This is a genomic window from Thauera aminoaromatica S2, from assembly GCF_000310185.1.
In the GTDB taxonomy this organism is placed as follows: domain Bacteria; phylum Pseudomonadota; class Gammaproteobacteria; order Burkholderiales; family Rhodocyclaceae; genus Thauera; species Thauera aminoaromatica.
The window spans coordinates 1-20,893 of sequence record NZ_AMXD01000069.1 but is presented as its reverse complement, the minus strand read 5'-3'; the positions used below and the strand labels follow the sequence as shown (position 1 = coordinate 20,893).

Here is a 20,893-nt window from a genome sequence, read left to right as displayed (position 1 = left end):
CGGTGTGCGCGCATCTCAACGGACACCCCCGCCTCGAGCCGGCGCTCGCGGCGGCCCCCGAGGACGAGGACGCCGCCGGGCTGCCCGATCTCGCCGATGTGCGCGGTCAACTGCAGGCGCGGCGTGCGCTCGAGGTCGCCGCGGCGGGCGGGCATTCCCTGCTGCTGTTCGGACCGCCGGGTACCGGCAAGTCGATGCTGGCGCAGCGTCTGCCCGGCGTGCTGCCGGCGATGGACGAGGACGAGGCGATCGAGGCCGCCGCGGTGGCCTCGATCGAGGGGCGCCTGGATCCGCGCAGCTTCCACCGCAGACCTTTTCGGTCGCCGCATCACTCGGCCTCGGCGGCGGCGCTGGTGGGCGGCGGCGCGGTGCCGCGCCCGGGCGAGATCTCGCTCGCGCACCACGGCGTGCTGTTCCTCGACGAGCTGCCCGAGTTCGACCGCCGTGTGCTCGAGTCCCTGCGCGAGCCGCTCGAGACCGGCACCGTCACGGTGTCGCGCGCGCGCCGGCGCGCCGAATTCCCTGCCCGCTTCCAGCTCGTCGCGGCAATGAATCCCTGTCCCTGCGGCCATCTCGGTGATCCGCGCCGCGCCTGCCGGTGCACGCCCGAGCAGGTGGCGCGCTACCGCGGGCGGCTGTCCGGCCCCTTTCTCGACCGCATCGACCTCACCGTCGAGGTGCCTGCAATCGCGCCGGAGGTCCTGCTCGAAAGCCCGCCGGGCGAGCCCTCCAGCGCGGTGCGCGCGCGGGTGGCGGCGGCGCGTGCGCTGCAGGCAACGCGTCAGGGCTGTCCGAACGCCCGCCTGCCGGCCGGCGAGGTGGAGCGCCACTGTCGCCCCGATCCGGGCGGCGAAACCCTGCTGCGCCAGGCGATGCAGCGGCTCGACCTGTCGGCGCGGGCGTATCATCGTGTCCTGCGCGTCGCGCGCACGCTCGCCGATCTCGCCGGCGCGTCCCGTCCGGGGGCAGCCCAGGTGGCCGAGGCGATCCAGTACCGGCGCAGCCTCGACTCCCGCTGAACGACCCCGCGCCCCGTGCGCCGTCGGCTGCGGACGACGACACCAGGAGTCCGCCCCAAGGCGTACATGATCCGACCGCTCACCCACGCCCGCCTCGCTTCGCTGCTGGCAGCCCTGTCCTCGATCGGCCCGTTCGCGATCGATGCCTATCTGCCCGCCTTTCCGGCGATCGCGGCGGCGTTGGGCGCGAGCCGGCTGGAGGTGCAGCAGACGCTGACGATCTACATGGTGGCGCTCGCGTCCATGGTGCTATGGCACGGCGCGCTCGCCGACCGTTTCGGGCGTCGCCGCGTGCTGGTCGCGTTGACGGTGGTGTTCGCGCTCGCCTCGCTGGTGTGCGCGCTGGCGCCGAGCATCGAGTGGCTGTGGTTCGGGCGCGCGCTGCAGGGGCTGAGCGGCGGCGCGGGCATCGTGGTCGGGCGTGCGGTGGTGCGCGACCTGCACGAGGGGCCGCAGGCGCAGCGCCTGATGTCGCGGGTGATGCTGATCTTCGCGCTCGCTCCGGCGCTGGCGCCGATGCTGGGCGCGGGCCTGCTCGCGCTCGCAGGCTGGCGGGCGATCTTCTTCTTCCTCGCCCTTTTCGGGCTCGCGCTCGCGTGGACGACGTGGCGCTTCCTGCCCGAGACGCTCGCCGAGGAGGACCGCCAGCCGCTGCATCCGCGGCCGCTGCTGCGCGCCTACCTGGCGATCTTCCGCCACCCGGCCTTCATGTTGCTGGCGCTCGGGGTGGCGCTGAACTTCAACGGTTTCTTCCTCTACGTGCTCTCGGCGCCGGTGTTCATCCTCGAGCATCTGAGCCTGGGCAGTGGCGGTTTCGTGTGGCTGTTCGGTCCGGCGGTGGGCGGGATGATGATCGGCTCGACGCTCTCCGAGCGCGTGGCCGGGCGCTGGTCGCCGGTGCGCACGGTGGGCTTCGGCTTCGTCTTGATGTTCGCGGCGGTGGTGGCCAACGCCGCGGTGTCGGGCCTCCTCGTCCCCGCGGTGCCGGTCTCGGTGCTGCCGATCGGCTTGTTCAGCTGCGGCATGGCGGTGGCGATGCCGAGCATGAGCCTGCTCGGGCTGGAGATCTTTCCCGAGCGCCGCGGAATGGCGTCGAGCTGCCAGAGCTTCCTGCAGATCGGCTTCAACGCGGCAAGCTCGGCGCTGGTGGCGCCGCTGTTGTGGTCGAGTCCGCTCGGGCTGGCGTCGGGGATGGGCATGTTCACCGCGCTCGGCCTGTGTGCGTGGATGGCATGGTGGCGGCTGGGCGCGCACGTGCGCGAGGGTGCGGCGTAGCAAGGTCGCGCCACGCCCGTAGTGGTTGGCCCCTATTTTTGTCGCGGATGCATTCGGCTAAGGTCACGCCTCGTTCTAGTATCCGTGTGTTATCGACCGCCCTGCTCGGGGCGTCACGTTCATGTGCCGGTGGGCCGGCTCACGCCGCCTCTGTCGCGCTCTTCTCGCCGCAAGGAATCGCAACGCTATGCTCGAAGTGGATGGCCTGGTCAAAGCCTTCGGCGGCTTCCATGCCGTGGATGGCTGCACCCTGCGGGTGGCCAAGGGCGAGATCCTCGGCCTCATCGGCCCCAACGGCGCGGGCAAGACCACGCTGTTCAACCTGGTCGCCGGCGCCCTGCAGCCGACCGCGGGCACCATCCGCTTCCTCGGCGAGGACATCACCGCGCTGCCTACCGACGCGCGCTTCCACAAAGGCCTGGTACGCACCTTCCAGATCCCCCACGAGTTCCACAACCTCACCGCGCGCGAGAATCTGATGATGGTGCCGCCGCGGCAACCCGGCGAGAACCTCTTCGCCAACTGGTTCGCCGCCGGCAAGGTGCGCGCGGCCGAAGAGGCGGTGCGCCAGAAGGCCGACGACACGCTCGCCTTCCTGGAACTGACTCACGTCGCCGACGAGCGCGCGGGCAACCTGTCCGGCGGGCAGAAGAAACTGCTCGAGCTCGGCCGCACGATGATGACCGACGCCAAACTGGTGTTGCTCGACGAGCCCGCCGCCGGTGTCAACCGCACCCTGCTGCGCAAGCTCGAGGAGAAGATCCTCATCCTCAACCGCGAGCGCGGCTACACCTTCATCCTCATCGAGCACGACATGGAGATGATCGAGAAGCTGTGCGCTCCGGTGGTGTGCATGGCCGAGGGCAAGGTGCTGATCCAGGGCGATTTCCATACAGTGCGCTCCGATTCCCGCGTGCTCGAGGCCTACCTCGGCGAGACGCCGACCGCGGTCGAGCGCGAGGCTGCCGAGCACGACCCCAAGGTCGAGGAACTGCGCGAGCAGGAACTGCACCGGGAGGACCTGTGATGGCGCTCCTCGAAATGAAGGACGTGCGCGGCGGCTACGGCGACGCCGACATCCTGCACGGGGTGTCGATGACCGTGGGCGAGCGCGAGATCGTCGTCATCGTCGGCCCCAACGGCGCCGGCAAGTCCACCGCGATGAAATCCGTGTTCGGCCTGCTCACGATCCGCGGCGGCAATATCGTCTTCGACGGCGAGGACATCACCGGCTGGGCGCCCGACCGCATCGTGCAGCGCGGCATCTGCTACGTGCCGCAGGTGGACAACGTGTTCCGCGAGATGACGGTGCACGAGAACTTCGAGATGGGCGCCTTCCTGCGCCGCGGCGACCTCGCCGCCGCCTACGATCGCATCTACGGGCTCTTCCCCGACCTCAAGGCCAAGCGCCGCAACCTTGCCGGCGACCTTTCCGGCGGCCAGCGCCAGATGGTGGCGATGGGGCGCGCGCTGATGCTCGATCCCAAGCTGCTGCTGCTCGACGAACCCACCGCCGGCCTCTCCCCCAAGTACATGGAACAGATCTTCCAGATCACCCGCGACGTGCGCGACGCCGGTGTCTCCATCCTGCTCGTCGAGCAGCACGCCAAGCAGGCGCTCGCCTTCTGCGACCGCGGCTACGTGCTCGCCACCGGCGCCAACCGCCACGAGGGCAGCGGACAGGCCCTGCTCGCGGATCGCGAGGTGGCCGAAATGTTCCTCGGCGGCTAAGGGAGTCCGGCGCTCATGAGCTTCATGGACTTCCTCAACTTCCACATCGTGCCCGGCGTCGTGCTCGGCTCGATCTACGCGGTGGGCGCGATCGGGATCACGCTGGTGTTCGGCATCCTGCGCTTCTCCCACTTCGCCCACGGCGACATGGCCACGCTGGGCGCCTTCGTCGCGCTCGCCCTGGTCACCGCCGGGCTCACCCCTTGGGCGGCGCTGCCGATCGCGATGGCGGCGGTCGCGGTGGTGGCGATCGTCGTCGACAAGCTGTTCTACGACTACCTCAAGGCACGGCCCAAGATCATGACCGTGATGGCCTCGCTCGGCGTCGCGCTGATGCTGCGCGCGGTGGTGCAGGTGGTGTTCGGCGTCGATCCGCGCACCTACGCCAGCGGCATCGTGCGCCCGGACGAATACTTCGGCATCCTGCTGCGCGACCGCGAGCTGTACACGCTGGCCGCGGTGGTGGCGATCGTGATCGGGCTGACCCTTTTCCTGCGCCATTCGCGCTGGGGCAAGGCGATGCGGGCGATGTCGGACAACCCCGACCTCGCGCGGCTTTCGGGCGTGGATAACCGCAAGGTCACCATGCTCACCTGGGCGATCGTCGGCGCGCTGTGCGCGGCCTCGGGCTTCATGCTCGGCATCAACAACGAGCTGCACTCGATGATGGGCTGGCAGGTGCTGCTGCCGATGTTCGCCGCCGCCATCCTCGGTGGTGTGGGTCGGGTCGAGGGCGCGGTGCTCGGCGGGCTGATCGTGGGCATCGCCGAGGAGCTGTCGATCTTCATCCTGCCGGCGCAGTACAAGGCGGCCACCGCCTTCGCGCTGCTGCTGCTGATCCTGCTCGTCCGCCCGCGCGGCCTGCTCAACGGCAAGGTGCTCTGATGGATCTGCTCGGACTCGCCAACTACGCGGTCTTCATGGCCATCCTGATCGGCATCTACGCGCTGCTCGCGCTCGGGCTGAACATCCAGTGGGGCTTCACCGGCCTTTTCAACGCCGGCATCGCGGGCTTCTTCGCGGTCGGCGCCTACACCTCCGCGATCCTCACCAGCCTGCCCGCCACCGGCCGGCTGGGCGGTTACGAGCTGCCGCTCGTGGTCGGCTGGCTGGCGGCGATGGCGGCGGCGGCGCTGATCGCGTGGCCGATCGGCAAGATCTGCCTGCGCTTCCGCTCCGACTACCTCGCCATCGCCACCATCGGCATCGCCGAGATCATCCGCCTTGTGATCCGCACCGAAGGCTGGCTCACCGGCGGCGTGCGCGGCGTCACCGGCGTGCCCCGTCCCTTCGGCGACCTCGACTACATGCCCTCGCAGATCGCCTACCTGGCGATCGTCGCCACCCTGGTGCTGATCGCCTACCTGCTCGTCGAGCGCCAGGTGAAGGCGCCGTGGGGGCGCATGATGCGGGCGATCCGCGACAACGAGCTCGCCGCCGCGGCGATGGGCAAGCAGGTCGAGGCGCGCCGGCTGCAGGCCTTCGTGTTCGGCTCGGCGCTGATGGGGCTGGCGGGCGCGCTGTTCGTGCACTTCAACCGCTCGATCACCCCCGAGGCGATCGACCCCATGATCGCCACTTTCCTCATCTGGATCATGCTGATCCTGGGCGGCTCCGGGAACAACCGCGGTGCCATCCTCGGCGCGGCGGTCATCTGGATCATCTGGTCGGTGTCCGAGCTGCTCACCGACCGCCTGCCCACCGAGGTCGCGGTGCAGGCCAAGTATGCGCGCGTGTTCATCATCGGCCTGACCTTGCAGCTGGTGCTGCGCTTCCGCCCCGAGGGCATCCTGCCCGAGCGCCAGGCGGGTTCGCCGCCGCATCGTTGAGCTGCGCGCGACCGTGACCAGAACTTCGTGGCGGGCCCGCGGCGGGCCCGCATCGTCCATCAGGTGCTTCGGCACATTCAGGAGGTGACAAAGGTGAAGAAAAGAACAGTCGCAGCAGTGGTCGGCGCCATGCTCGGCGCCGCGGTCGTCGCCGCACCGGCCCACGCCCAGGACGTCAAGCTCGGCCTGATGGCGGCCATCTCGGGCCCGATCGCGGCGCTCGCGCCGCCGATGGCGGCGGCCTCCAAGCTGGCGGTCGCCCACGTCAACGAACAGGGCGGCATCCTCAAGGGCGGCAAGCTCGAGGTCGTGCTCGGCGACAGCGCCTGCAACCCGCAGAACGCCACCGACGTCGCCACCAAGGCGGTGAACATCGACCGCGTGATCGCGGTCGTCGGCCCGGCCTGCTCGGGCGCGGTGCTCGCCTCGGCGAACTCGGTGACCATCCCCGCCGGCGTTCTGATGATCACCCCTTCCGGCACCTCGCCCGAGATCACCAAGCTCAAGGACAAGGACCTCGTCTACCGCACGCTGCCGTCCGACGACTACCAGGGCCGTGCGCTGGCGCGCACCCTCAAGGCGCGCGGCATCTCCAAGGTGGCGGTGGCCTACCTGAACAACGATTACGGCAAGGGCCTGGCCGAATCCTTCAAGTCCGAGTTCGAGGCCAACGGCGGCACCATCGCCGGCTATTCGGGCCACGAGGAGGGCAAGGCCTCCTACCGCTCCGAGCTGGCCACGCTCGCCCGCGGTGGCGCAGACACCCTGGTCATCTTCGATTACGGCGATGGCACCGGCCTGAGCATCCTGCGCCAGTCGCTCGAGAACAACTTCTTCAAGACCTTCGTCGGCGCCGACGGCATGAAGTCCGAGGGTCTGGTCAAGGCGATCGGCGCGGCCAACCTCGGTGGCTTCTTCGTGTCCGCCCCGGTGGGCGAGGCCTCGGCCTCGCTCGACAACTTCAACAAGGCCTTCAAGGCCGCGGGCGAGAACATCGACGCCGTGTTCGCCACCACCTCCTACGACGCCGCCTTCCTCGCCGCGCTGGCGATCGAGAAGGCGGGGGGCGACAAGACCAAGCTGGCCGAGTCGCTGCGCGCGGTGGCGACCGCGCCCGGCGAGCCGATCCTGGCGGGCGAGTGGGCCAAGGCCAAGAAGCTGATCGCCGAAGGCAAGGACATCGACTACAAGGGCGCCGGCGGCGACCACGAGTTCGATGCCGCCGGCGACGTGCCGGGCAACTACGCCTTCTTCAAGGTCAGCGGCAACAGGTACGAGTCGATCGCCGACATGAAGTGATCGCGCCCGCCCGCTCGGCGGGCGGCTTGTTCCGAAATGCAAGCGTTCGCGGCCGCCGCCGCGAGCGCTTGCGACCCCCGCGTGCGATTGCAAAGCCTCACCATTCCCCGATTGCAAAACGGCTCGGCATCATCGATGCTGATGGCGTCGCTGCGCTCCCGGCCGGGCCCGTGCATGGCTGGAGGGCGTCCCGGCGGCCGCTGGCACATGCCGTCGATCAACGGAGAATCCGGATGAAACGCATCCTCGCCTGGCTTTGTGGCCTGCTGTCCGCGCTCGGCATCACGGCCTGCGACTATATCAACGTGAAGGAGCTCAAGCCCGGGGTGTCCACCTCCGCCGAGGTGCGCGAGCGCTTCGGCCCGCCACACATGGAATGGCGCAACGAGGACGGCTCGCTCACCTGGGAGTTCAGCCGTCAGCCGGAGGGGATCGAGTGCTTCATGATCACCATCGGCCCCGACCAGATCCTGCGCCGCATCGACCAGGTGCTGAACGAGGAGACCTTCGCCAAGGTCCAACACGGCATGAATGGCGACCAGGTGCGTCGCCTGCTTGGCAAGCCGGCGTCCAGCCAGTTCTTCCAGCTCAAGCAGGAGACGGTGTGGGAGTGGCGGATCTCGCGCGGTCCCGACGGCACGAACGATCCGGTCTTCTTCACGGTGTCGTTCAACAACGAAGGGCGAGTGACCGGAACCGGAAGACATACCCAGTACAAGCGTTAGCAGGGAGGCCTCGATGTATTTCCCCAGCACCCCGTCCGTCCGCGCCCAGGCTTCACCGCTGTGCTGGCTGTGGCCTGTATTGCTGGCCGTCCTGCTCGCAGGTTGCGCGAGCTTCGAGCCGCCGCGTCCCTACACCACCGAGGCCGAGGCCCTGTCCGCGCGCGGTGAGCCCACGCGGCGCTGGAACAACGACGACGGCACGGTCACGCTGGAGTATTCCACCCAGCCCAACGGTCGCAGCTGCCTGATGGTGCAGGTCGACCGGGGCGGGATCGTGCTGCGCCAGTGGGATGCGCTCGCCCCCGAGAATCTCGCCCGCGTCGAGCGCGGCATGGACAAGGAGCAGGTCTCGCGCCTGCTCGGCACCCACCGCTCCGAGCAGCGCTTCCGCAACTCGGGCGAGGAGGTGTGGGACTGGAACATCCGCAACGACGGTCCTGGGATCGCCGTCCTGTTCAACGTGCACTTCATCGACGGCAAGGTGGTGCGGACCAGCCAGACCTACGTGTTCCCGCGTGACGGCGCCGTCCTCGGGGGCTGGAGCGGCTACTACGGCCATCCCTGGGGCTGGGGCATCGGCTGGGGTTATCCCGGCCCCTTCTTCCCGCGGTCCTTCGGGCACCCCTTCTTCTGGTAGGCCGCTGCCCTTGGCAGCGGGCGCATGCTGCCGATAGAATCCTGGGCCTGCCGAGGAGCGCTGCGACCCCCTGATCGATCCGGGGCCAGGCTCGGCAACCGATCAACGGCGCTCACAAACCTTCAGCCGGTTTGTGGCGCCGTTCGCATTTGTGCGTGGCGTTGCCCGGCGACCGTCGAACGACCGAGGACATCCCATGCAAGCCGACCGCAGCATCGAACTCCGCCAGCTTCTCGCCGAGCGCATCCTGATCCTGGACGGCGCCATGGGCACGATGATCCAGCAGGAGAAGCTGGGCGAGGCGGACTACCGCGGCGAGCGCTTCCTCGACCACCCCAAGGACCTCAAGGGCAACAACGATCTGCTGGTGCTCACGCGTCCGGACGTGGTCGCCGGTATCCATCGCGCCTACCTCGAGGCTGGCGCCGACCTCATCGAGACCAACACCTTCAACGCCACCCGCGTGTCGCAGGCGGAGTACGGCCTGGAGGTGCTGGCCTACGAGCTCAACGTCGAGGGCGCCCGCCTGGTGCGCCGGCTGTGCGACGAATACACCGCAAAGGACCCCGCCAGGCCGCGCTTCTGCGCCGGCGTGCTCGGGCCGACCTCGCGCACGCTGTCGATCTCGCCCGATGTGAACGATCCCGGCTACCGCAACATCAGCTTCGATGCGCTTGCCGACGACTACTACGCCTCGGCGAAGGGCCTGCTCGAAGGCGGTGCCGACATCCTGCTGATCGAGACCATCTTCGATACGCTGAATGCCAAGGCGGCGGTGTTCGCGATCGAGAAGCTGTTCGAGGACCTCGGCCGGCGCTGGCCGGTGATGATCTCCGGCACCATCACCGACGCCTCGGGCCGCACGCTGTCGGGCCAGACCGCGGAGGCCTTCTGGAACTCGCTCGGCCACGCGCAGCCGATCAGCTTCGGCCTCAACTGCGCGCTCGGCGCCGACCAGCTGCGCCAGTACGTCGAGGAACTCTCCACCGCCTGCGACACCCACGTGTCCGCCCACCCCAACGCCGGCCTGCCCAACCCGCTGTCGCCCACCGGCTACGACGAGACGCCCGAGCACCTCGCCGGCCAGATTCGCGAGTGGGCGCAGAGCGGCCTGGTGAACATCGTCGGCGGCTGCTGCGGCACCACGCCGGCGCACATCGCGGCGATCGCCGAAGCGGTCCGGGGCCTGGCGCCGCGCGCCGTGCCGGTGCTGGAGAAAAAGCTGCGCCTGTCCGGGCTGGAGCCCTTCAACGTCGGCGGCGACAGTCTTTTCGTCAACGTCGGCGAGCGCACCAACGTCACCGGTTCCAAGGCCTTCGCGCGCATGATCCTCGAGGGCCGCTTCGACGACGCGCTCGCGGTGGCGCGCCAGCAGGTCGAAAACGGTGCCCAGGTCATCGACATCAACATGGACGAGGCGATGCTGGATTCGGTCGCCGCCATGGAGCGCTTCTGCAAGTTGATCGCCACCGAGCCCGACATCTCGCGTGTGCCGATCATGCTCGACTCGTCGAAGTGGTCGGTGATCGAGGCCGGCCTCAAGTGCATCCAGGGCAAGGGCGTGGTCAACTCGATCTCGATGAAGGAGGGCGAGGCAGAGTTCCTGCGCCAGGCGCGGCTCGCACGCCGCTATGGTGCGGCAGTGATCGTGATGGCCTTCGACGAAAAGGGTCAGGCCGACACCTTCCGCCGCAAGACCGAGATCTGCGAGCGCGCCTACAGGCTGCTGGTGAAGCCGGTGGCCGAGGGCGGCGCCGGCTTCCCGGCCGAGGACATCATCTTCGACCCCAACATCTTCGCCATCGCCACCGGCATCGAGGAGCACGACAACTACGCGGTCGACTTCATCAACGCGGTGGCCTGGATCAAGGAGAACCTGCCGTACGCCAAGACCTCGGGCGGGGTGTCGAACGTGTCCTTCAGCTTCCGCGGCAACGACCCGGTGCGCGAGGCGATCCACACCGTGTTCCTCTACCACGCGATCAAGGCCGGCTTGTCGATGGGCATCGTCAATGCCGGCCAGCTCGGCGTCTATGACGAGCTCGCGCCCGAGCTGCGCGACAAGGTCGAGGACGTGGTGATGAACCGCAAGCCCGGGGCGGGCGAGGCGCTGGTCGAGTTCGCGCAGACGGTGAAGGGCCAGGCCAAGGAGTCCGCGCAGGACCTCGCCTGGCGCGAGTGGGCGGTCGAGGAGCGCTTGAGCCACGCGCTGGTCAAGGGCATCACCGAGTTCGTCGTCGCCGATACCGAGGAGGTGAGGGCGAAGCTGGAGGCCGCGGGCAAGCCGCCGCTGGCGGTGATCGAGGGCCCGCTGATGGCCGGCATGAACGTGGTCGGCGACCTCTTCGGCGCGGGCAAGATGTTCCTGCCCCAGGTGGTGAAGTCGGCGCGCGTCATGAAGCAGGCGGTGGCGCACCTGATCCCCTACATCGAGGCCGAGAAGCTGCGCACCGGCGCCAGCAGCAAGGGCCGTATCGTCGTCGCCACGGTCAAGGGCGACGTGCACGACATCGGCAAGAACATCGTCGGCGTGGTGCTCGGCTGCAATGGCTACGAGGTGATCGACCTCGGCGTGATGGTGCCGGCAGCGAAGATCCTCGAGGCGGCGAAGGAGCACGGCGCGCAGGCGATCGGCCTGTCCGGCCTGATCACGCCCTCGCTCGAGGAGATGGCCCACGTCGCCGCCGAGATGAAGCGCCAGGGCTTTTCCGTGCCGCTGTTGATCGGCGGCGCCACCACCAGCCGCAACCACACCGCGATCAAGATCGCGCCGCACTACGATCAGCCGGTGGTGTACGTGCCCGACGCCTCGCGTGCGGTGGGCGTGGTCACCGCGCTGCTGTCCGAAGGCCGGAGCGAGGCCTTCAAGGCCGAGGTCGCCGCCGACTACGAGAAGATCCGCGCGCTGCACGCCAACAAGAAGGGCATGCAGTTGGTGAGCCTCGAGGCCGCGCGCGCCAACGCCTTCCGCGTCGCCTCCGAATACCAGCCGCCGCGCCCGAACATGCTGGGCGTGCAGGCGATCGACGTCGAGCTCGGCGACTTGGTCGATTACATCGACTGGGGCCCCTTCTTCCAGACCTGGGACCTCGCCGGCCGCTTCCCCGCCATCCTCGACGACGAAGTGGTGGGCGAGACCGCGCGCAACGTCTTTGCCGACGGCAAGGCGATGCTGGAGAGGATCGTCGCCGAGGAGTGGCTGCAGGCCAAAGCGGTGTTCGGGCTGTTCCCGGCCAACGCGGCGGGGGACAACATCGAGATCTACACCGGCGAGGACCGCAAGCACCTCGCCATGGTCTGGCACGGCCTGCGCCAGCAGCACGAGCGCCCCGCGGGCAAGCCGCACTGGTGCCTGGCGGACTTCGTCGCGCCCAAGGAATCCGGCGTGCCGGACTGGATCGGCGCCTTCGCGGTCACCGCCGGCCTCGGCATCGAGGCCCGGGTCGCAGAGTTCGAGGCCGCGCACGATGACTACCACGCCATCATGCTGAAAAGCCTGGCCGACCGCCTCGCCGAGGCCTGCGCCGAATGGCTGCACGAGCGCGTGCGCCGCGAGTGCTGGGGCTATGCCGCCGACGAGACGCTCGGCAACGATGCGCTGATCCGCGAGGAGTACCGCGGCATCCGTCCCGCGCCGGGCTACCCGGCCTGCCCGGACCACACCGTCAAGGGCCCGCTGTTCGAGCTGCTCGGCGCGCGCGCGCGCATCGGCATGGACCTCACCGAGAGCTACGCGATGACGCCGGCGGCGGCGGTGAGCGGCTTCTACTTCGCCCACCCCGAGAGCCACTACTTCGCCGTCTCCAAGATCGGCCGCGACCAGCTCGAGGACTGGGCGCGCCGCACCGGCATGGCGGTCGAAGAGGCCGCGCGCTGGCTGGCGCCGCTGCTGTGACAGGGCGCTCGTCCCGCGGCCCGCTTCGCGCCTTGCGGCGCGCCTACGGAAGACGCGCGAGAGCCTTCGTGTAGGAGCGCCGCAAGGCGCGAACACGGCGCTTCAGCCGCGCAGCGCGGCGGCGTGGTGGCGCAGGTGCTCGTCGATGAAGCTGGCGATGAAGTAGTAGCTGTGGTCGTAACCCGCCTGCAGGCGCAGCGTGAGCGGGTGGCCGGCGGCGGCGCAAGCGGCGCGCAGGGCCTCGGGGCGGAGCTGTTCGGCGAGAAAACCGTCGGCTTCGCCCTGGTCCACCAGCAATGGCAGGCGCTCGCTGGCGCCGGCGATCAGCGCGCAGGCATCCCATTCGAGCCAGCGCGCGCGCTCCGCGCCGAGGTAGCGCGAGAACGCCTTCTCGCCCCAGGGGCAGGCACTCGGGTTGGCGATCGGCGCGAAGGCCGACACCGAGCGGTAGCGCCCCGGGTTCTTCAGCGCGCACACCAGCGCGCCGTGCCCGCCCATCGAATGCCCCGAGATCGCGCGCGCGTCGCTCACCGGAAAGTTCGCCTCGACGAGCGCCGGCAGTTCCGTCACCACGTAGTCGTACATGCGGTAGTGGCGGCTCCAGGGTTCCTCGGTCGCGTTCACATAGAAGCCCGCGCCCAGCCCGAAGTCCCATGCGCCGTCCGGATCGCCCGGCACCCCGGTGCCACGCGGGCTGGTGTCGGGCGCCACGATCGCGATCCCCAGCTCGGCGGCCAGGCGCTGGGCGCCGGCCTTCTGCATGAAGTTCTCGTCGGTGCAGGTGAGCCCCGACAGCCAGTACAGCACCGGCACCGGGCCGGCCGCGGCCTGCGGGGGCAGGTAGATCGCGAACACCATGTCGCAGCCCAGCGCCGCCGAGCGGTGGCGGAAGCGGCGGTGCCAGCCGCCGAAGCTGCGGTTGGCGGCGATCTGCTCAGGGGCGGTCGACATCGCGGTCTCCGCCATCAGTACAGGATCACCGAGCGGATGCTCTTGCCTTCGTGCATCAGGTCGAAGGCCTTGTTGATGTCCTCCAGCCCCATGCGGTGGGTGATGAAGGTGTCGAGCGGGATTTCGCCGCGCTGCGCCATGTCGACGTAGCCGGGCAGCTCGCTGCGCCCGCGCACGCCACCGAAGGCCGAGCCGCGCCACACCCGCCCGGTGACGAGCTGGAAGGGGCGGGTGGAGATCTCCTCGCCCGCGCCGGCCACGCCGATGATCACCGACTCGCCCCAGCCCTTGTGGCAGCACTCCAGCGCGGAGCGCATCACCTTGACGTTGCCGATGCACTCGAAGGAGTAGTCCACGCCGCCGTCGGTGAGGTCGACGATGACCTCCTGGATCGGGCGGTCGTAGTCGAGCGGGTTGATGCAGTCGGTGGCGCCGAGCTGGCGTGCGATCTCGAACTTCTCCGGGTTGATGTCGACCGCGACGATGCGCCCGGCCTTGTTCATGACCGCGCCGATGATCGCCGACAGGCCGATGCCGCCGAGGCCGAACACCGCCACGCTGGCGCCGGCCTCGACCTTGGCGGTGTTGCGCACCGCGCCGATGCCGGTGGTGACGCCGCAGCCGAGCAGGCAGACCTTGTCGAGCGGGGCGTCCTTGCGGATCTTCGCCACGCTGATCTCGGGCAGCACGGTGTATTCCGAGAAGGTCGAGGTGCCCATGTAGTGGAAGATCGGCTTGCCGTCCTTGCTGAAGCGGCTGCTGCCGTCGGGCATCAGCCCCTTGCCCTGGGTGGCGCGGATGGCCTGGCAGAGGTTGGTCTTGCCCGACAGGCAGAACTTGCACTTGCCGCATTCGGGCGTGTACAGCGGGATCACGTGGTCGCCGACCGCCACCGAGCTCACGCCTTCACCCACCGCCTCGATGATGCCGCCGCCCTCGTGGCCGAGGATGGCGGGGAAGATGCCTTCCGGATCCGCGCCCGAAAGCGTGTAGGCGTCGGTGTGGCAGACCCCGGTGGCGACGGTGCGTACCAGCACTTCGCCGGCCTTGGGCGGGGCGACGTCCACTTCGGTGACTTCGAGCGGCTGTTTGGCAGCCCAGGCGACGGCGGCGCGGGAACGGATCATGGGATTTCCTTTTCGATTGGGTCCAAACGGTTATTCTAGGCGAAATGCCCGACCGCTCCGTGACCCATGCGGTCGCGCGACGTATCATCGCCCTTCGCTAATATTGAATGGAGCCGCAGATGGCCACCCTCGAACTCACCGCCGACAATTTCAACGACACCGTCGCGCACCACCCGATCGTGTTCCTCGACTTCTGGGCGGCCTGGTGCGGTCCCTGCCGCAATTTCGCGCCGACCTACGAGGCGGCGGCCGAGGCCAACCCCGACATCGTTTTCGGCAAGGTCGACACCGAGGCCCAGCAGGATCTCGCCGCGGCCTTCCAGATCCGCTCCATCCCCACCATCGCGGTGATCCGCGAGGGCGTCATGGTGTTCCGCGAGTCCGGCGCGCTGCCCGCGAACGCGCTGAACCAGGTGATCGAGGGCGTGCGCGGCCTCGACATGGACCAGGTGCGCGCCGAGATCGCCCAGCAACAGGCGGACGCGCAGCAGGGCTGAACGACCCCGGCGAGGGATTCCGGCCGACCCTCAGGCCCGCGGCGCGGGCGTCAGCGCGCGCGAGGCCGCGTTGCGGATCGCCTGCATGGCCGGATGCGAGAGCCGGCGCTCGGTGGTGATCGCATAGATGCGCGCGCGAACATCCGGCACCTCGCCGAGCAGGCGCACCCCGTACTGCCGGCACACGTAGTCGGCGATCGTGGTGGGGGCGGCGAACACGCCGTCCCCGGCCTGGCCGAAGGCCTTCATCAGCGCGCTGTCGTCGAATTCGGCGACGATCGCCGGGCGGATGCGCATGCGCTCGAACCACTGCAGCAGGGCGCCGCGATGGGCGACGTCCTCGCCCGGCAGCAGGAAGGGCGCGCCGTCGAGCAGGCGCGGAAAGTCGCCCTGCAGGCGCCCGGCCAGTGCCGGCGCGGCGAACACGCTCAGCGTGCTCTCGCCGAGCAGGTGCTCGTGGCCGCGCACGCTGACCTCGGGCGGGATCGGGCGGTCGGCGATCACCAGGTCGAGGCGGTGCACCGCGAGCTCGGCGAGCAGCTCGGACAGCGGCGACTCGCGGCACACCAGCCGGCCCGGGCGCTCCAGGCGCAGCGCCGGCTCGATCAGGCGATGCACCATCGACTTGGGCATCGAGTCCGGGATGCCGATGCGGAAGGGCAGGCTGCGGCGCAGGCTGTCGTCGCGCAGCGTCTCCACGATCTGGTCGCCGAGCGCGAAGATCTCCTCGGCCTGGCCCAGGATGCGTTCACCCGCTTCGGTCAGCGCCAGGCGACGGCCGCTGCGGCGGAACAGGGTGACGCCGAGCGTGCCCTCGAAGGTGGCGAGCTGGGCGCTGATCGAGTGCGGCGCCAGCCCGAGCACCCGCCCGGCCTCGGCGATCGTGCCCACGCGCGCCACCGTCCAGAAATAGCGCAGGTGCTTGTAGTTGAGGTCGCTGCTGCCCATGATTTTCAGTTCCGTCGAAAAAATCGATCGATCGACTAATCGTAGTCGACTTTTTCGGCGGATGCTTCTGCCTTAGTCTGCACTCGTCGGCCGCGGCGCTTCCCTCGGGAGCGCGCGGCGACGCAAGAGACCGCACACGAAAGGAGACCACGCCATGCGCCACTACGAAACGAACAGCACCCCGGCGGCCGCCCGCCTGCTCGCCCTCACCGTGCTCGCCGACGGCGGCCTGGACCGCAACGAGGTCGACACGATGATGCACGCCGACCTCGCCCGCAGGCTGGGCATCGGCAGCGTGGAGTTCGAGCGCATCCTGCGCGAATACTGCGACGACCTGCTGCTGAGCGCGCACTACCTCGACGGCGTGCGCCTGAAGGTGGCCGACGAGGTGCTCGACCTGCTGCTCGAGGACATCGCCGACCCCAGGCTGCAGCAGGCCCTGTTGCGCACGATGCAGGACATCGTCAGCGCCGACGGGGTCGAGACCTCGGCCGAGGTCGAGGTGCTCGCCCGCGCGCTGGAAAAATGGGGCTCGCGCCCGCACTAGGGCACGCCCGAACGAACCCGGTGGCGAGCCGGGTCGGAACATGATCCGGCGCGCTCGCCACCACCGCCACGGAGGCAGTCATGGGGGAGATGAGGCACGGGCCCGGCAAGGCCCACGACAACCATCTGGGCGATCGTGTCGACGATCCCCTGATCGACCGCCTGCACTGGATCATCCGCCAGGCGATCCGCGTGCTGGCGGTGCTGATGGTGGCGGTGATCCTGTGGACCGTCGCGGACGTCGTCCTCGTGCTCTACGAGAAGCTGTCCGATCCGCCCTTCCTGCTGCTCGACCTCAACGACATCTTCGTGGTCTTCGCCGCCTTCCTGGCGGTGCTGATCGCGATCGAGATCTTCGTCAACATCACGCTCTACCTGCGCGACGACGTCATCCACGTCAAGCTGGTGATCGCCACCGCGCTGATGGCGATCGCGCGCAAGGTGATCGTGCTCGACCTGTCGACGCTGGAGCCGATGTACCTGTTCGCGATCGGCGTGATCGTGCTCGCGCTCGGCGTGACCTACTGGCTGGTGTCGGCGCGGCCCGGCGAGTGAGGGGGACGCGGGCACCTCAGGCCCGTCGGTCGCGGCCGGGACCGGACGCCGAGGGCGTCGGTTGCGATCGAAATTGCTCCCCCTCGCCGCGAAGCTGTCAGAATCCACGCCTTTGCGCCTCGCCTCGCCCCGCGCCCGCCCGTCGTGATCGTCCGCCCTCGTCCGCACTGGATTCACCTTCTCTTCGTCCGCCGCGGCTCCTTGTTGCCGCGCATCTTCTCGCAGCAGCTCTTCGTGCTGTTGCTGTCCTGCGCGGTGGTGCTCGCGCACGGCCAACTCTTCCACGTCAAGGTCACGCTGACCTCCGCGCCGTTCTCGCTGATGGGGGTCGCCCTGGCGATCTTCCTCGGCTTTCGCATCAACGCGAGCTACGACCGCTACTGGGAAGCGCGCAAATTCTGGGGCGTCGTGCTGGTCGAGGCGCGCAACCTGTCGCGGCATGCCCTGACCCTGACGCGCGCCGACGTCGATGCCCGCCCCTTCGTGCTCGGCCTGATCGCCTTCGCAAGCACGATGCGCAACCAGCTGCGCGGCCGTCCGCGCGACGAGGGGCTCGAAGGCCTGCTTCCGGACGCGGTGCTCGGACGCGTGCGGAGCGCCCGCTTCGCACCCGCGCTGGTGCTGCTGTGGCTCGGCCAATGGGTGCGCGACCGGCGCGAGGCGGGCTGCCTGCCGCCGATGCTGGCGCAGCACATGGAGGGCTCGCTCGACGCGCTGTCGGCCGCGCTCGGGGGCTGCGAGCGCATCGCCAACACGCCGCTGCCGTTCACCTACACGGTGATCCTGCACCGCAGCTCGTACACGTACTGCATGCTGCTGCCCTTCGGCCTGGTGGATACGACGGGCTGGATGACGCCGCTGGTGGTGGGTTTCGTGTCCTACACCTTCTTCGCGCTCGAGGCGCTCAGCGACGAGATCGAGGAGCCCTTCGGCACGATGACGAACGACCTGGCGCTCGATGCCATCGTCGCCTCCATCGACGCCAGCCTGCGCGAGCTGCTCGGCGACACGCCGCCGCCCGCGCCGCAGCCGGATGGGGATTTCGTGCTCAACTGAGCGCGCTCCCGCTCACTCGAACAGCGCGCCCACGCTCTGGCCGCTGTGGATGCGCTCGATCGCCGCGGCGAAGAGCGGTGCGACGTTCAGCACGGCGAGCTTGTCGAGACGCTTGTCTTCCGGCAGCGCCACGGTGTTGGTGACCACCACCGAGTCGATCGCCGCCGCGCGCAGGCGCTCGATCGCCGGTCCGCACAGCACGCCGTGGGTGGCGGCGGCGTGGATGCTGCGCGCGCCGGCGGCCTTCAGCGTGTCCACCGACGACACCAGGGTGCCGGCGGTGGCGATCTCGTCCTCGAAGATCACCACGTCGCGCCCGGCCACGTCGCCGACCACCGCACCCTGTTTGACGGCCGTGTCCGACACGCGGCGCTTGTCGATTATCGCCATCGGGATGCCGAGCTTCTCCGAGAAGCGCCCGGTGCGCTTGGCGCCGCCGGCGTCGGTGGCGACCGCGACCATGTTCGACAGATCGTGGCGGTTGCGGAAGTGCTCGGCGATCAGCGACACCGCGGTGAGGTGGTCGACCGGAACGCTGAAGAAGCCGTGCACCTGGTCGGCGTGCAGGTCCATGGTCAGCACCCGGTTCGCCCCGGCGGTCTGCAGCAGATCTGCGATCAGCCGTCCGGTGATCGAGATGCGCGGCGCGTCCTTCTTGTCCGAGCGTGCGTAAGAGTAGTAGGGGATCACCGCGGTGATGCGCTGCGCCGAGGCGCTGCGCAGCGCGTCGAGCGTGATCATCAACTCCATGATGTGCTCGCTCACCGGCTCGGTGAAGGACTGCACGACGAAGACGTCGCGTTCGCGCACGTTCTCCTGGATCTGCACGCGCAGGTTGTCGTTGGAGAAGCGCGAGATGTCGATGCGGCCCGGGCGCAGGCCGAGGCGGTTGCTGATGTCGCACGCGAGCTCGCGGCTGGCGTTGCAGGCGAAGATCTGCAGGCCGTGCTTGATCATCGGTGGAGGCTCCTGTGGTGGGTTCGCGCAGCGCCGGATCGGGGGCGCGGGCCGCGGTTTCGGGCGCAGGCGCAATGCTACGGGAAGAGGGCGGCCGGGGGCGAATCAGGAAGCTGAATGCTTCCCGAAGCGAGGCTTCGCCGAAGCGCTCTAGGGCAAGTGGCGGGGGCTTGCGGCGCGCCGCTTTTTGCCACATCGTTGTACAAAACACGGCGGTCGGGGACAGCACCCACGAACCCGTCCGAGCCGCCCGGACGAGACTTCGATTCGAGGCGCTCATGAATGCGCAGGCTTCGGCGCTCGCCCGTTTGCGCGGGGACTTCTTCGGCGGCCTCACCGCCGGCATCGTGGCGCTGCCGCTCGCGCTCGCCTTCGGCGTGGCCTCCGGCGCAGGGGCCGCGGCCGGGCTGTACGGTGCGATCGTGCTCGGCTTCGTCGCCGCGCTGCTCGGCGGCACCCGCATGCAGATCTCCGGCCCTACCGGGCCGATGACCGTGGTGTTCGCCTCCGCGCTCGCGGTGGTGGGCGGCGATGCCGCGCTGGCGATGGCGGCGGTGCTGGTGGGCGGGTTGGTGCAGATCGGCCTCGGCGTGCTGCGCACCGGCGGGCTGGTGCGCTTCATCCCCTATCCTGTGGTCTCCGGCTTCATGAGCGGCATCGGCGTGATCATCGTGCTGCTGCAGAGCGCGCCGCTGCTCGGCGTGGCGCCGGCGTCCTCGCCGCTGGCCGCGGTGCTCGCGCTCCCGGGCGTGCTCGCCAAGGTGAACGCCGAGGCCCTGCTGCTCGGCGGGCTCACCCTGCTGATCGTGTTCCGCACCCCGATGACGGTGAGCCGGATCGTGCCTGCACCCCTGGTCGCGCTGGTGGCGATGAGCGCGCTGTCCGCCGCCGCCGACCTGCAGGTGCCGGTGATCGGCGACATCCCCGCCGGGCTGCCCGTACCGGCGCTGCCGAGCTTCACGCTGGAGACCTGGACCACCGTGCTGCTGCTCGGCATCACCCTCGGGGTGCTCGGCAGCATCGACAGCCTGCTGACCTCGCTGGTCGCCGACTCGATCACGCGCACCCGTCACCACTCCAACCGCGAGCTCGTCGGCCAGGGCATCGGCAACCTGCTGTGCGCCTTCGTCGGCGGCCTGCCGGGCGCGGGCGCGACCATGCGCACGGTCATCAACATCAAGTCGGGCGGGCGCGGCCGTGCCTCGGGCGTGGTGCACTCGCTCTTCCTGCTCGCCCTGCTGCTCGGGCTGGGGCCGCTCGCCGAGCGTATCCCGCTCGCGGTGCTCGCCGGCATCCTGATCAAGGTCGGCGTGGACATCCTCGACTACCGCATGCTGCGCCTGGTGCGCACGGCGCCGCGCGCCGACGTCGCGGTGATGGCGGCGGTGTTCGCGCTCACCGTGCTGGTGGACCTGATCGTGGCGGTGGGCGCCGGCGTGATCCTGTCGATGGCGCTGATCATCCACCGCCTTGCCCGCCAGAGCAGCCTGCGCGTCCGTCCGCTCCCCCATGCGGAGGAGGGCGGTCAGACACCCGCCGGTGACGAGCTCCCCGGCCTCGACAGCGGCGTGCGCGTGATCGAGATCGAGGGCGCCTTCTTCTTCGGCTCGGCGAGCCAGCTGCTCGACCGCGTGGACCAGGTGATCGGTACCCGCGTCGTCGTCTTCGACTGCAGCCGGGTGCCCTTCATGGACCTGTCGGCGCAGTTCGCGCTGGAGGAAATGATCGAGGGCCTCCAGGCGCAGTCGATCGCCGCGCGCGTGGTGGTGCCGCCCGAGATCCACGCCCAGCTGCTGCGCCTGGGTGCGCCGCAGCTGCCCGCCGCGATCCTGCACGACGAGCTCGA

The 20,893-nt window shown here is 69.4% G+C and carries 19 protein-coding genes and 1 riboswitch; of the genes, 15 read left to right on the top strand and 4 right to left on the bottom strand.

The features are described from left to right. The 10 genes from C665_RS11670 to metH form a co-directional block, all read left to right on the top strand. Window positions 1-1,019: YifB family Mg chelatase-like AAA ATPase (locus C665_RS11670; protein WP_040829105.1), on the top strand; the 1,019-nt coding region annotated here is incomplete at its 5' end. Window positions 1,020-1,085: 66 nt separating this feature from the next. Continuing rightward, on the top strand, window positions 1,086-2,294 hold the full coding sequence (locus tag C665_RS11665) for a multidrug effflux MFS transporter (RefSeq protein WP_004310400.1): 1,209 nt from the start codon (window positions 1,086-1,088) through the stop codon (window positions 2,292-2,294). Window positions 2,295-2,481: 187 nt separating this feature from the next. Then, on the top strand, window positions 2,482-3,321 hold the full coding sequence (locus C665_RS11660) for an ABC transporter ATP-binding protein (protein ID WP_004310398.1): 840 nt from the start codon (window positions 2,482-2,484) through the stop codon (window positions 3,319-3,321). Beyond that, a complete protein-coding gene (locus C665_RS11655; RefSeq protein ID WP_004310396.1) occupies window positions 3,321-4,025 on the top strand; it encodes an ABC transporter ATP-binding protein in 705 nt (234 codons plus the stop codon). The genes C665_RS11660 and C665_RS11655 overlap by 1 nt, the downstream gene beginning before the upstream one ends. Window positions 4,026-4,040: 15 nt before the next feature. Further along, window positions 4,041-4,910 carry a branched-chain amino acid ABC transporter permease gene (locus C665_RS11650; RefSeq protein WP_004310394.1) on the top strand — a complete coding sequence of 290 codons (870 nt, stop codon included), beginning with the start codon at window positions 4,041-4,043 and terminating at the stop codon, window positions 4,908-4,910. Then, on the top strand, window positions 4,910-5,854 hold the full coding sequence (locus C665_RS11645) for a branched-chain amino acid ABC transporter permease (RefSeq protein ID WP_004310392.1): 945 nt from the start codon (window positions 4,910-4,912) through the stop codon (window positions 5,852-5,854). The genes C665_RS11650 and C665_RS11645 overlap by 1 nt, the downstream gene beginning before the upstream one ends. Window positions 5,855-5,947: 93 nt before the next feature. After that, a complete protein-coding gene (locus C665_RS11640) occupies window positions 5,948-7,153 on the top strand; it encodes an ABC transporter substrate-binding protein (RefSeq protein WP_012584530.1) in 1,206 nt (401 codons plus the stop codon). Window positions 7,154-7,386: 233 nt separating this feature from the next. Further along, entirely contained in the window at window positions 7,387-7,878 is a 492-nt protein-coding gene (gene bamE, locus C665_RS11635; protein WP_004310388.1) for an outer membrane protein assembly factor BamE domain-containing protein, read from the top strand. 13 nt (window positions 7,879-7,891) lie between these two features. Continuing rightward, the gene (locus C665_RS11630; protein WP_051021734.1) at window positions 7,892-8,515 is read left to right on the top strand and encodes a hypothetical protein; all 624 of its coding nucleotides are present in this window, start codon (window positions 7,892-7,894) and stop codon (window positions 8,513-8,515) included. Window positions 8,516-8,561: 46 nt separating this feature from the next. After that, a riboswitch (S-adenosyl-L-homocysteine riboswitch) is annotated at window positions 8,562-8,636 on the top strand. A 75-nt stretch (window positions 8,637-8,711) separates the two neighbouring features. After that, window positions 8,712-12,410: a methionine synthase gene (metH, locus tag C665_RS11625; protein ID WP_004310384.1), complete on the top strand. Its 3,699-nt coding sequence runs from the start codon at window positions 8,712-8,714 to the stop codon at window positions 12,408-12,410. A 102-nt stretch (window positions 12,411-12,512) separates the two neighbouring features. On the opposite strand, the gene fghA is transcribed toward metH, so the two are convergent. Together fghA and C665_RS11615 are read right to left on the bottom strand one after the other, a co-directional pair. Beyond that, complete coding sequence (fghA, locus tag C665_RS11620) at window positions 12,513-13,361, bottom strand: S-formylglutathione hydrolase (protein ID WP_004310383.1); 849 nt, start codon at window positions 13,359-13,361, stop codon at window positions 12,513-12,515. A 14-nt stretch (window positions 13,362-13,375) separates the two neighbouring features. Then, window positions 13,376-14,488, bottom strand: coding sequence for an S-(hydroxymethyl)glutathione dehydrogenase/class III alcohol dehydrogenase (locus C665_RS11615; RefSeq protein ID WP_004310381.1), 1,113 nt, complete (start codon window positions 14,486-14,488; stop codon window positions 13,376-13,378). A 119-nt stretch (window positions 14,489-14,607) separates the two neighbouring features. Here C665_RS11615 and trxA point away from each other — a divergent pair, with 119 nt between their 5' ends. Then, entirely contained in the window at window positions 14,608-14,985 is a 378-nt protein-coding gene (gene trxA / locus C665_RS11610; protein ID WP_004310378.1) for a thioredoxin, read from the top strand. Window positions 14,986-15,015: 30 nt separating this feature from the next. On the opposite strand, the gene C665_RS11605 is transcribed toward trxA, so the two are convergent. After that, entirely contained in the window at window positions 15,016-15,933 is a 918-nt protein-coding gene (locus C665_RS11605) for a LysR family transcriptional regulator (protein WP_004310377.1), read from the bottom strand. 154 nt (window positions 15,934-16,087) lie between these two features. Here C665_RS11605 and C665_RS11600 point away from each other — a divergent pair, with 154 nt between their 5' ends. The 3 genes from C665_RS11600 to C665_RS11590 all read left to right on the top strand — a co-directional run bounded on the left by C665_RS11600 (window position 16,088) and on the right by C665_RS11590 (window position 18,090). Then, the gene (locus C665_RS11600; RefSeq protein WP_004310375.1) at window positions 16,088-16,480 is read left to right on the top strand and encodes a TerB family tellurite resistance protein; all 393 of its coding nucleotides are present in this window, start codon (window positions 16,088-16,090) and stop codon (window positions 16,478-16,480) included. Between the two features lie 80 nt (window positions 16,481-16,560). Then, complete coding sequence (locus C665_RS11595) at window positions 16,561-17,034, top strand: phosphate-starvation-inducible PsiE family protein (RefSeq protein WP_004310373.1); 474 nt, start codon at window positions 16,561-16,563, stop codon at window positions 17,032-17,034. A 144-nt stretch (window positions 17,035-17,178) separates the two neighbouring features. Then, on the top strand, window positions 17,179-18,090 hold the full coding sequence (locus C665_RS11590) for a bestrophin family protein (RefSeq protein WP_040829102.1): 912 nt from the start codon (window positions 17,179-17,181) through the stop codon (window positions 18,088-18,090). Window positions 18,091-18,102: 12 nt separating this feature from the next. Here the strand turns inward: C665_RS11590 and C665_RS11585 are convergent, their stop codons facing one another. Next, window positions 18,103-19,047 (bottom strand): ribose-phosphate diphosphokinase, encoded by a 945-nt coding sequence (locus C665_RS11585; protein WP_004310369.1) that lies wholly within the window; start codon window positions 19,045-19,047, stop codon window positions 18,103-18,105. A gap of 278 nt (window positions 19,048-19,325) precedes the next feature. On the opposite strand from C665_RS11585, the gene C665_RS11580 reads away from it, so the two are divergent. Beyond that, the coding region (locus C665_RS11580; protein WP_004310367.1) for a SulP family inorganic anion transporter at window positions 19,326-20,893 on the top strand (1,568 nt) is incomplete at its 3' end.